We start from the raw sequence: 12,790 nt of genomic DNA on the forward strand, positions 1-12,790 counted from the left end.
CTGCACTTACAACCATTTAATTGTTTACACGCTTAAAAATATCGATGTAGTCCATTTTATCGTAAATAAGTAAGACAAAAAACAACTACAACTTTGATGTAAGGCAAAAACTACATTAATTAAGACAAATGTATAACTACTACTAAGGATATATAAAAGTTTGTTGTGATTAGGCTAATAATTAGTGTGAATAGAGTTATTTACTTGTTCATTCGCAAAAGCTCTTCTAAATAATCTCTCTTATTTGACAATCTCGGAATTTTATGCTGACCACCAAGCTTGTCATTTGACTTTAGCCAATCATAAAATAAGTTCTTACGTGCAATGTGTACTAATGGCGCGTTTAGGGTAATATTATTTAATCTTTTAGCTTCATAATCTGAGTTGAGAGATTTTAATGCGTTATCAAATATTTCTACAAATGCACTAAAATCTTGTGGCAAGGTTCTAAACTCCATAATCCATTCGTGGGCACCTTTTTCTTTACCCTCCATAAAGACGGGTCCGGCAGTATAATCCATTATTTCGGCTTCCGTTTTTGAACACGCGATCTTTAAAGCTTCTTCAGCGTTCTCTATAATAAGCTCTTCTCCAAATACATTTATATGATGCTTTGTTCGACCTGTTACTTTAATTCTATATGGACTTTTAGACGTAAACCGAACCGTATCTCCAATTTTATACCTCCACAATCCTGAGTTCGTAGTAATGATTATAGCATAATTTTTACCTAACTCCACACTCCACAAGGGTATTGCCTCTTCACTAAAAGTACCATAAACATCCATCGGAATAAATTCATAGAAAATGCCATAGTCTAACATCAATAACAAATCATCAGCTCCGTTTCTATCTTGAATAGCAAAGAAGCCTTCAGATGCATTATAGATTTCGTAGTATCTAAAATTACTATTCGGAAGTATTTTTTTGTACTGCTCTTTGTAAGGGTTAAAGTTTACACCTCCGTGAAAGTATACCTCTAAGTTTTCCCAAACTTGAAAGAGATGCTCTTTACCCGTTTCTTCAAGTACTTTATTCAATAATACCAACATCCAAGAAGGCACACCGGCCAAACTCGTAACATTCTCTTGAACACTTTCGTGAATGATAGCCATAAGCTTACTCTCCCACTCACTCATTAACGAAACCTTATTACTAGGCGTACTACTGTACTCTGCCCACAATGGCATGTTATCAATCAAAATAGCAGATAAATCTCCAAATAACGAGCCATTATCCTCATAGAGCTCTTTACTACCACCTAGTCGCAAACTCTTTCCTGTAAAAAGCTGTGAGTTTTCGTTGTTATTTAAATAAAGGCACAATAAATCTTTACTAGACTTGTAATGACAATCTTCTAATGCCTCGCCACTAACAGGTATAAATTTACTTTTGGCGTCTGTTGTACCACTACTTTTCGCAAACAATTTTACTTTGGTAGGCCAAAACAGATTTTGCTCACCTCTTCTAGTACGTTCTATAATTGGTTGAATTTCTTCATAAGAAACTATAGGTAAACGTTCTTTAAAATCATTGTACGATTTAATCGACTCAAAATCATAGGTTCTACCAACCTCTGTATCTTCTGCAAATTCAAGCAATTGAAGTAAAACCTCTTCTTGAACCTCATCAGGATACTTTAAAAAAAGCTCGATTTGATGGTAACGTTTTTTTAGCAACCAAGAGGCAATTGAATTAAATAGGGTAATTGGCATTTATAGGTATCTTTGTATTGTTAAAAATAGCGCATCTAGCTATCATTTTCAAATGATAATTCAATAAGCAAGATTTAAATGCAATACGAGGGAGTACTTAGAAAAATGCAGACAGAAATAGGAAGTCCGATTCAATATTATATGTTGTTCGAATCTGACTTTTTGAATGTAAATCAAATTCTGGATAAAACATTAAAAATAGAATTCATTAAGCATCAATGTCTAAATTGTGGCAATGACCGCCCCATTTACAGACAAGGTTTTTGCAAAACATGTTTTTTTGAAATACCATCTGCAGGAGATTGGATTATGAGACCCGAGTTAAGCAAAGCGCATTTAGATCAAGAAGACCGAGATTTAGCATATGAGAAAAAGGTGCAATTGCAACCACATATTGTATACTTAGCCAATTCTAGCAATGTAAAAGTCGGTGTAACCAGAAAAGGACAAATACCAACACGTTGGATTGACCAAGGCGCTCATGAAGCTATTGAAATCGTAGAAGTACCAAACAGATATTTAGCCGGCATAACTGAAGTTGCCCTAAAAGACCATGTCGGTGATAAAACAAATTGGCGCACTATGCTTACTAATACAGTTGTCGATGAAAATCTTCAAGAATGGCGCGATAAGCTAAAGCAATATATACCTGAAGAGGCACTACCCTATTTTTTAGATTCTAATGAAGAAACTGAATTAGAATTTCCGGTACTACAGTATCCGACCAAAGTAAAAAGTTTGAACCTAACTAAAACACCAACTTTTAAGGGTAAATTAAAAGGTATTAAAGGTCAATACCTCATCTTTGAAGACAACACCGTTTTCAATGTAAGAGGCAGCGAAGGTTATTACGTAGGCTTAACTATTAGTTAGTACTATCTTTTTTCTTTTTACCGAATAAGCCACCTAAGATATCTTTTGCCTTTTCTTTTACAGCTTCTTCTGTTTTAACAGGAGTAGAATCTTTCTTAATAGATTTGGTAGTGGCAGTATCTTTCTTAGTAGATAAGATTCCGCCTAGAATATCTTTAGCAGCTGTTTTAGTGTCATTCGTTTTTTGGCTGGTAGAATCTGTCGTTGTTTTATTTCCACTAATTAAACCACCAATTAAATCTTTCGCCTTATCGGTACCTTTAGCTATAAGCTTTTGTTTTTCAACCTCAATAAGCTTTGAAGTTAATTGCTTAACACCAGAACTCATATCTGTGGTAACCTTAGGACTATTATAAAGACCACCAATGTTAGCGACAACAGGTATCGTTAAATCAGCCAAAGAAGGATCATCTATTTTAGCAATCAACTTTGTAATATTCGAACCTAAATATTTTGCAGGCACTTGTAAAGTAGCTTTGTAATTCAATTTTTGATCAAACGAATGGCTACCATCAACATTTATGGCAATATCCTTATAGTTTAAAGTAAAAGGTTTTACAACCACGATACCATCTTTAAAAGATAACGAGGTTTTCAAGTCTTTTAAATTAAGCTGTTTTAAATCAATAAAATTTAAGTTAGAAACTAATGAATTTAATACAGGTGCCTCTTCTGTATTAACTTCTTCTGTCATTAAATCAGCAAACATCTCACCGGTTAATGACAATAAATTTGGCATTAAATCATCGGTTAAATTACCTGATAGAGAAATGTCTGAGGTTAATTTACCTTTCAACATTTTCGCAATTGGCGCTATAGCTTTAAACAAATCAACAGAAGCAAATGTTTCTTGAATACCAAGTTGATTTAAATCTAATTTCATATTGAAAGTAGGCGTCTCATTCTTTGTAGACACATCGCCATTAAAGCCGATTTTACCACCAAACATACCTGCAGTCATATTACTTAGCGTAGCAGTTTCATCTTTTATCTTCAAAACTCCTTTTACATCACTTAACACAATATCATCATACAATACTTTTTTAGCATCTGCATTAATGGTCGCATCTAAAAAAGATGGAATCTTAATTTTTTCTTCTTGTACCGCGCCACCAGAAGTGGACTTACTCTCATTTGTAGTTGTAGGCGCTTCTACCTCAGCAACCATAAAATCGCTTAAAGCAAAAGAATTAGATTTCAGGTTAAAATTACCCTCAACTTTTTCATCATTAAACATAAACCCTAACAAATTGTTTATAGTACCTGTAGCATCAAAATCTGTGGTACCTGTTGTACCATTTAATTGATTTAAAGTGACAGTCTTAGGATTGAAAGTTAAACTAGCTGCATTGAATTTTACAGGGTTTGCCAACTCTTCTGAATTGTATTCAAAATTGGTTACACTTAAATCACCCGTAGTACTTGTTTTTTCATATTGTTCTTTCTCTACAGACTGCATATCAAAAGCTGTAGTAATATCTAGCTTCAACAACCCTTTTAAATCATACTCTGCAGGTACTGGGTAAGCTTTCGAAATATTAGCCAAGTTCATAGCACCGTCAATATGCGCTTTAACTTTCGTATTACCCATTAACTCTGTTATGTGTGATGTAAGATTGAATTTATCTTCATCTATCATAAAAGAAGCTTTATTTACATCAACATAAGTATCTTCTACAATACCCGTTTTATTATTCAATTGAATATCAAAGAATACATTACTTACCGCTTTTGGTAAATCTGGATACTTAAATGATGCATTATCCGATTTTAAATCAACATGAAATTTAGGAATATGTGTTTCATCAACAATACCATTAAAATTACCGTTAACTGCAAAGTCACCTGTAGTAGTAACATTTTCAATGTCTTTAGAATAAACCTCTGGTATCAGCCCTAAAAAGTTTTTAAAATCTGAAGACGGAGTCTTGAATGTCAAATCAATTTCTTGACTGGTCTCATTTAATTTAATAAAACCATCAAACACTAATGGCAACTGATTGATTAACGCCTCATTCTTCAAAAAAGAATATTTGCTCTCATTTAAATCGATACCAACAAGTGCATCTAGCTTAATCGTGTTTCTATTCAAGTAATTAACACTATCCATTTCCAAGGATATAAGAGCATCTGTATGCGTATCTAGCTCAGAAGTAGCCAAAGACAAATCTCCGGTTCCTTTATGCTGAAAATTATCTAATTTAAAGGTTATACCCGTTGAATTATCGGTGTAATAAATTCTAGTATTGGTTATTTCATAAGATTGTAAGTCTAAATTAAAACCATCGGTTGAGCTAGATTCTTCATCAGCCGCAGTTGGCTCTGAAGGTTTTGCAATATCATAGTTGGCATTTTCTTCTTTATCAACGACAACATTAATGAATGCGCCATCTAAATTGATATTATTAATAGCTATAGCATCACCCTCGCTTTTAAACAATTGCATAATACCCATGGTTAAGTCTAAGTTTTTAGCCTTAAATAAGGTGTCTCCCTCAAAAGGAGCTTTATTTAATAGCACAACATCTTTAAACTCCACTTCTGCGTTCGGAAAACTACTGACCAAACTTAAATTAGCTTCAGAAAAATCTAATGTGGCATTAACATTCTGATTGACATTACTTTTTATAATCTCTCCTATTTTAGCTTCTAAGAAGAAAGGAGCCGCAATTAAAACTATAATAATCAAGACTAATAATACCCCTACAATTTTTAATATTTTCTTACCCATAGTATACTTTTATACTGTATTGTTTACTGTTGTTAATCTAACACATCTAAGTCCAATTCTTCATTTGGCTTTAGATTAAAACGTTTTCTCATAATATATACGAAGAAATAGAGAAAAGGGGTGTCTATAAATGCTATAAAAATCTTAAAAATAAATCCGCTTACTACGAGACCGAAAAAAAGCTCCCACGGTAATACTTTGAAGACACATAACAACCCCACAACGGTAAACGTGTCGAGAAATTGTGATAAGAATGTCGAAAAATTATTACGTAACCATAAATACTTGCCTTTGGTCAATTTTTTCCAGAAATGATAAATAGCCACATCTACATACTGCGCTAGCAAATATGCAATCATAGAAGCTAAAACAGCTATTGGCGACAGTGCAAAAACTTGCTTAAACGTTTCATCGTTTAAAGGTGATGAAGAAATTGCCGGAGCAGCTTCTGCCAACAATATAATACCCATAGAAAAGAAAGATGCAAAAATACCGGCGGTGACAATCTGGTTTGCCATTTTTCTACCATATATTTCTGAGATAAGATCTGTTATTAGAAAAGTTATGGGATAAGGTAAAATACCTACGGACACTTCAAAAAGTGAAACCCCAAAAACGGTGAAATCCCCGAAGGGATTCCAATAAAAGAACTTTTGAAATATAAGGTTAGAAACCACTAAAGAAGTGATAAATAAAGCCCCTAAATACAGATAAATACGCTGAGCTAATTTTCTATCTTTTAAGGTCATATATTACTTAATATCTAATGCAAACGGCATTCTAGCCTGTATACCCTTTTGCTCTTTAAAAGATTGCAGTTCCTTTAGCACTTTATATGCCTCATCGCCTATTTCATCTTTCAATAAATTTTCTTTGATTTGAAGACTAGCGCCTTCTAAATCTTCCATAAAGCGCTCAAATCCGCTTTTATATTTCGGAAACTTCTTAATTCCGTATGAGCTTAAAGAAGCTAACTCAGCAGCCGCTTCAATAGCATCATCTAAATTACCTAACTCATCTACCAAACCAACTTCCAAAGCTTCGGTACCGCTCCAAACTCTACCCTGTGCTACACTATCTACTTGCGCCATGGTCATATTTCTACCTTCAGATACTCGTTGTAGAAATGTTTGGTAGGTTTCTTCTATACTCTCTTGAATTTGATTTTTAAAACTTTCTTGCATTGGCTCGAAAAGCGAATACTCGACAGCATTTTTATTTGTACCTACTTGCTCTGCATTAATACCTATATCACCAGCTAATTCAGTCATGTTCGGCACAGTACCAAATACACCTATAGAACCAGTTATGGTAGTTGGTTCAGCAAAAATCTTATCTGCACCAGCAGCAATGTAATAACCACCAGATGCAGCAACATTACCCATTGATACTATTACAGGCTTCACTTTCTTGGCAAGTGCAACTTCTCTCCAAATAATATCTGAAGTCAAAGCACTCCCGCCTGGCGAGTTTACACGTAGAACAATCGCCTTTACATCTTCATCTTCACGAGCTTTAATCAATGCTTCGTTTATAATACCTTGACCGATAATATTCGGACCACCTTCACCATATAAAATTTCACCTTGTGCGAAAACGATGGCAATTTTATCATCACCAGATTTTAATTTCTTCTTATTCGAATACTTTACATAGTCATCTAAGGTGCTGTAGTTAATGTCTTCGTCTTTCTTAATTTTTAGAGCATTTGCCAGTTTACTCTCATACTCATCATAAAAAACAACATCATCAATCAATCCTGACTGTTTTGCATATTTAGGAGTTCTACCTCCTAAAGTGTCTGCTATAATATTTAAATCTGACTCAGAAATAGATCGTGTTTTTGAAATATCTACAATCATAGAATTCCAAAGCGATTGCAATAAAGAAGTTAATTGGCTTCTATTTGCTTCACTCATGTTATTTTCTAAATAAGGCTCAACAGCACTTTTATACTTACCATGACGAATAACCTCCATTTTAATTCCAGATTTCTCTTGCAGTTCTTTATAGTAAAGCACCTCTGTAGACAAACCTTTAAAATCTAAAACCCCTACAGGGTTTATAAAAATAGAATCTGCCACACTAGCCAAATAATAATCACGCTGCATAAAAAAATCTGCATATGCGTAAATAAATTTACCTTCAGCCTTAAAATCTTCTAATGATTTTCTAATAGCTTGTGTTTGTGCCAAACCTGCCATTATGAAATTGTTGTTAATACTGATTCCCTTTATACGGTCATCATTTTTCGCTACCTCAATAGCTTGTATTATTTCATCCAGTCCTTGCGACTCTTCAAAAATACCTGCAAAAGGATCTAATTCGTCACTACCCGTATAATCAGATATTTGTCTTTGTAATTGTAACTCAAGAATAGAGTTGTCTTCAATTGCAACGGTATCTTCACCACTACTAACCAAGCTCACAAAAATTAAAAACATTACAAACATGATACCGAATGCAAACAGAGATCCCAATATGGAAGCAAGAAAATTTCTTAAAAAATTCATTTAAATCTTTATTTTAATAGTGAACAAAGATAACTAATGTGGATATGTTTTAGTTATTTTGTCCCAACATTATGGGAGTATACAAAACAGCATTCTTATCTATTGGCAGTAATTTAGGCAACCGTCAATTATTATTACAAAAAGCTATTTTCGAAATCGGCAAAATAACCGGCGAAATTAGACAGGTTTCTGCTGTCTATGAAACTCCGTCTTGGGGTTTTGAGGGTGAAGATTTTTTGAATGCTTGTTTAGAATTACAGACATTGCTTTCCCCAGAAGACTTACTTGCTAAATTATTATCGATAGAGACCGATTTTGGAAGAGAACGAAGTGAAGGAAATAATTACCAGAGCAGAACTTTAGACATTGATATCATTTATTACGAAAAGGAGGTAATAAATACTACCAACTTAACTGTACCGCACCCTAAAATGCAAGACAGAAAGTTTATTCTGAAACCACTTGCTGATATTACTCCGCAATTCTATCACCCTATTTTAAATAAGGATACAAGAAATTTATTGCAAGAATGTAAGGACAAAAGCACCATAACAAAACAAATAAAAAGACTTTTTAAAAGCAGGCATACATTTTTTGCTAGCTTGGAGTATGTTGCCATTGAAGGAAATATTGGAGCAGGTAAAACAACATTGGCAACTAAAATTTCTGAAGACTTTAATGCAAAATTGATTTTAGAACGATTTGCCGAGAATCCGTTTTTACCTAATTTCTATGAGGATCAAGCGAGGTATGCTTTCCCTCTAGAGATGTCTTTTTTAGCAGACCGTTATCAGCAATTTACAGAAGACACAAATCAATTAGACCTTTTTAAGAGCTTTATGGTAAGTGATTATGATATTTATAAATCATTGATATTTGCCAAGGTTACCCTACAACAAAATGAATTTGACCTCTACAGAAAGGTGTTTAACTTTATGTACAAAGAAGTTAAAAAGCCCAAAGTATACGTTTATCTGTATCAAACAACAGAAAGATTACTAGAGCAAATAAAGAAACGTGGTAGGGACTATGAACAGAATATAGAACTCACCTACCTAGAGAAAATTAACCGTGGTTATTTTGACTTCCTAAGAACATACCCTAAAGAAAATCAATTGATTATAGACGTGAGCGAACTTGATTTTGTGAGTCACAAAAGTGATTACGAAACTGTTTTAACTAAGATTGAAGACTTTGCATTAGCCAATACATGACAATAATAAATCGCATTATTTCTTGCGTAAATGAAAAGAAAATCTTTTATTGTGAAAGCATACGTGCAACTAACTAACTCAAACTATACTAAAAAACCTGGTCTACGACCAGGTTTTTTTATGCGTTTAATTTACTCCAGCAATCCCACACTACAACACCCACACTAACAGAAATATTCAATGAATGCTTGGTGCCGAATTGCGGTATCTCCAAAACCTCATCACTAGCAGTTACCACATTTTGGGCAACACCCTTAACCTCATTTCCAAAAATAAGCACCTGCTTTTTATCTTTGGCAGGCATATATTCGTTAAGCTGCGTTGCATTTTCTGCTTGCTCTACGGATATAATATGACAACCCTCTTTTTTTAATCTTTCGACTAAAACCATCGTATCATCAACATGCTCCCAATCGACACTGTCGGTAGCACCCAATGCCGTTTTATGAATATCTTTATGAGGCGGTTTAGCAGTAATACCACACAAGTATATTTTTTCAATCAAAAAAGCATCGGCAGTTCTAAAGACCGATCCAATATTATTTAAACTTCTTATATTATCAAGAACAATAATTATGGGAGATTTACCGGCAAGCTTATACCCTTCCACATCAATTCTATCTAACTCCTCATTTCTTAATTTTCTCATACTTTACTGATCAATTTCATTAGTTTAACTGGTTATAAACTTATCCTCAAATATCAACAATGATTAAAATTCAAGAGATTAAACCATACTTTCGTGAAGGTGCAAAATTAATGAGATAAAGATAAAGTGGCGGATAAAAGCAAGACAAAAAAGGTAACACCTTTAATGAAGCAATATAATACCATCAAGACCAAGTATCCTGATGCATTATTGCTATTTCGAGTAGGCGATTTTTATGAGACTTTTGGTGAAGATGCAGTAAAGGCTTCTCGCATATTAGGTATTATTCTAACCAATAGAAATAATGGTGGCGAGCGAACCGAATTAGCTGGTTTTCCGCATCATTCTCTAAATACCTATTTACCTAAATTGGTAAAAGCAGGTCAGCGCGTTGCAATATGCGACCAGTTAGAAGATCCAAAACAAACAAAAACTATTGTCAAAAGAGGTGTGACCGAATTGGTTACCCCAGGTGTGGCAATGAACGACGATATCTTAAACTCTAAGACTAATAATTTTCTATGTGCCGTTCACTTCGGAAGAAAGAAAATAGGTATTGCGTTCGTTGATATTTCTACCGGTGAGTTTTTAACCTCAGAAGGTAGCGAAGAGCAAATAGACAAATTATTACAGAATTTCTCACCTAATGAGATTTTAATATCCAAAGCGCATAAAAAAGAATTCTTAGAGGTATTTGGCAAAAACCATCACCTGTTTTACTTAGAAGACTGGGTTTTTCAAGAAGATTACGCCCTAGAAAATCTTACATCTCACTTCAATACCAATACATTAAAAGGTTTTGGCGTAGATCATTTAACCTGCGGTGTTATTGCGTCGGGTGTGGTTTTACATTATTTAGGTGAAACACAACATCGCCAATTACAGCATATATCTAAATTACAACGAATAGCTGAAGATGATTATATATGGATGGATCGGTTCACCATTAAAAATCTAGAACTTTACCATTCTACCAATGTCAATGCTGTAACACTTTTAGATGTTATTGATAAAACCATCTCACCAATGGGTGGTCGAATGATTAAAAGATGGCTTGCCTTACCGCTTAAAAATTTAGAAAAAATTAAAAGGAGACAACAAATTGTTTCTTTCTTACATGATGAAGAAGTTGTTTTAGAAAAATTTCAGCATCATATTAAACAAATGGGCGATTTGGAACGGTTAATTTCTAAAGTCGCTACAGGCAAGGTAAACCCTAAGGAAGTAGTACAGCTTAAAAATTCTTTAGAAGCCTTAATTCCCATAAAGCAATTAGCCACCTCATCTAAAAACGAGTCACTAGCTTTAACAGGAGACCAAATACAATCTTGCGATTTATTACGCGCTAAAATAAAAGAGATGCTTAGCGAAGAAGCACCTGTAAATATTTTAAAAGGAAGTACGATCGCAAAAGGATTTTCTGAAGAATTAGACGAGCTTAGAGGATTAGCAACTTCAGGAAAAAACTATCTAAACAAAATGCTTGAAAGGGAAACTGCCGCAACAGGCATAACATCCCTTAAAATAGCCTCTAATAATGTCTTCGGATATTACATAGAAGTTAGAAACACCCATAAAGATAAAGTACCTGAAACATGGACGCGTAAGCAAACTTTGGTAAATGCAGAACGTTATATCACAGAAGAACTTAAAGAATACGAAGCAAAAATTCTAGGAGCAGAAGACCGAATCTCAACTTTAGAACAACAATTATTTTCTCAATTGGTCGTATGGATGCAAGAGTACATTGCCCCTGTACAAAATAACGCACACCTTATTGCTCAATTAGATTGCCTTTGTGGTTTTGCACAACTTGCAAAAGAAAACACATACAACTGCCCCTCTTTAAATGACTCTACAGATTTAGAAATAAAAGACGGAAGGCACCCGGTTATAGAAAAACAACTGCCTTTAGGCGAACAGTATATTGCCAACGATTTACAACTAGACAGATCCAATCAACAATTTATAATGATTACCGGCCCGAATATGAGCGGTAAGTCTGCCTTATTACGACAAACAGCATTAATTGTCCTTCTTGCACAAATGGGAAGCTTTGTACCCGCAGAATCGGCTAAAATTGGTGTTGTAGATAAAATATTCACTCGCGTTGGTGCTAGTGACAATATTTCAATGGGCGAATCTACTTTTATGGTAGAAATGAATGAAACGGCATCTATACTTAATAATCTCTCTGAGCGAAGTCTTGTTTTATTGGATGAAATTGGTCGTGGCACAAGTACCTATGATGGTATATCGATTGCTTGGGCAATTTCTGAATATCTACATGAGCACCCAGCAAGAGCGAAAACAATGTTTGCCACCCATTACCATGAGCTTAATGAGATGACCAACACCTTCAATCGCATTAAAAACTATAATGTTGCTATAAAAGAGCTAAAGGATACGGTTTTATTTCTACGAAAATTAGTTCCCGGTGGTAGTGAACATAGTTTTGGTATACATGTAGCTAAAATGGCAGGCATGCCCCAACAAGTAATTCAGAAGGCAAATAAAATTTTGAAAAAGTTGGAAAATAAACACGTAAGTGAAGATGTCAAAGACAAATTAAAAAGTGATTCTGACGAAATGCAATTGAGTTTTTTCAATTTAGACGACCCCTTATTAGAAGAAATTAAGGACGAAATCACGAATTTAGACATAGATACACTAACTCCGGTAGAAGCATTGATGAAATTAAATGAGATTAAAAGGCTGTTAACCAAGGGTAAAAAGGCTACTTCATAAATTTTTTAATTCTTTTGCACTTTTTTACTTTGGTTTTTACAGAATTGTTTTAAATTTGCAGCCGCATCTTTTAACAGATGCACGTTCTTAAAAATTTGCGAAAGTAGCTCAGGGGTAGAGCATCACCTTGCCAAGGTGGAGGTCGCGGGTTCGAATCCCGTTTTTCGCTCAGAAGATGTTGCCGATCAACATTTTTTTCAAAGCCAAGTATGCTCGAGTGGTGGAATTGGTAGACACGCCGGACTTAAAATCCTGTGCTCTTTGGGGCGTGCGGGTTCAAGTCCCGCCTCGAGTACCACAAACCCCTGAAATCATCTGATTTCAGGGGTTTTTTTATTTTATAGGGC

Annotated in this window: 8 protein-coding genes and 2 tRNA genes; 5 read left to right on the forward strand and 5 right to left on the reverse strand. The window is 34.5% G+C overall.

Annotated features, from left to right (window positions below):
* Positions 1-200: 200 nt before the first annotated feature.
* Complete coding sequence (locus QSV08_RS12755) at positions 201-1,715, reverse strand: GH3 auxin-responsive promoter family protein (RefSeq protein ID WP_324023716.1); 1,515 nt, start codon at positions 1,713-1,715, stop codon at positions 201-203.
* A 78-nt stretch (positions 1,716-1,793) separates the two neighbouring features.
* Here QSV08_RS12755 and QSV08_RS12760 point away from each other — a divergent pair, with 78 nt between their 5' ends.
* On the forward strand, positions 1,794-2,588 hold the full coding sequence (locus QSV08_RS12760) for a DUF2797 domain-containing protein (protein ID WP_324023717.1): 795 nt from the start codon (positions 1,794-1,796) through the stop codon (positions 2,586-2,588).
* Here QSV08_RS12760 and QSV08_RS12765 read toward each other — a convergent pair.
* The 3 genes from QSV08_RS12765 to sppA are packed head-to-tail and all read right to left on the reverse strand — an operon-like array spanning position 2,581 to position 7,832.
* Entirely contained in the window at positions 2,581-5,319 is a 2,739-nt protein-coding gene (locus QSV08_RS12765) for an AsmA-like C-terminal region-containing protein (protein WP_324023718.1), read from the reverse strand. The two genes, QSV08_RS12760 and QSV08_RS12765, sit on opposite strands and share 8 nt — an antisense overlap.
* Positions 5,320-5,351: 32 nt before the next feature.
* Positions 5,352-6,068: a queuosine precursor transporter gene (locus QSV08_RS12770; RefSeq protein WP_324023719.1), complete on the reverse strand. Its 717-nt coding sequence runs from the start codon at positions 6,066-6,068 to the stop codon at positions 5,352-5,354.
* Positions 6,069-6,071: 3 nt separating this feature from the next.
* Positions 6,072-7,832: a signal peptide peptidase SppA gene (gene sppA, locus QSV08_RS12775; protein WP_324023720.1), complete on the reverse strand. Its 1,761-nt coding sequence runs from the start codon at positions 7,830-7,832 to the stop codon at positions 6,072-6,074.
* Positions 7,833-7,903: 71 nt separating this feature from the next.
* On the opposite strand from sppA, the gene folK reads away from it, so the two are divergent.
* The gene (gene folK, locus QSV08_RS12780; protein WP_324023721.1) at positions 7,904-9,046 is read left to right on the forward strand and encodes a 2-amino-4-hydroxy-6-hydroxymethyldihydropteridine diphosphokinase; all 1,143 of its coding nucleotides are present in this window, start codon (positions 7,904-7,906) and stop codon (positions 9,044-9,046) included.
* Between the two features lie 118 nt (positions 9,047-9,164).
* On the opposite strand, the gene QSV08_RS12785 is transcribed toward folK, so the two are convergent.
* The gene (locus tag QSV08_RS12785) at positions 9,165-9,695 is read right to left on the reverse strand and encodes an RNA methyltransferase (protein ID WP_324023722.1); all 531 of its coding nucleotides are present in this window, start codon (positions 9,693-9,695) and stop codon (positions 9,165-9,167) included.
* A 165-nt stretch (positions 9,696-9,860) separates the two neighbouring features.
* Here QSV08_RS12785 and mutS point away from each other — a divergent pair, with 165 nt between their 5' ends.
* The 3 genes from mutS (at position 9,861) to QSV08_RS12800 (ending at position 12,741) form a co-directional block, all read left to right on the forward strand.
* Positions 9,861-12,443 carry a DNA mismatch repair protein MutS gene (gene mutS, locus QSV08_RS12790; protein WP_324023723.1) on the forward strand — a complete coding sequence of 861 codons (2,583 nt, stop codon included), beginning with the start codon at positions 9,861-9,863 and terminating at the stop codon, positions 12,441-12,443.
* Positions 12,444-12,540: 97 nt separating this feature from the next.
* Positions 12,541-12,612: transfer RNA gene (locus QSV08_RS12795), tRNA-Gly, on the forward strand.
* Between the two features lie 42 nt (positions 12,613-12,654).
* Positions 12,655-12,741: transfer RNA gene (locus tag QSV08_RS12800), tRNA-Leu, on the forward strand.
* Positions 12,742-12,790 lie beyond the last annotated feature (49 nt).

The organism is Maribacter sp. BPC-D8 (assembly GCF_035207705.1).
Classification (GTDB): domain Bacteria; phylum Bacteroidota; class Bacteroidia; order Flavobacteriales; family Flavobacteriaceae; genus Maribacter.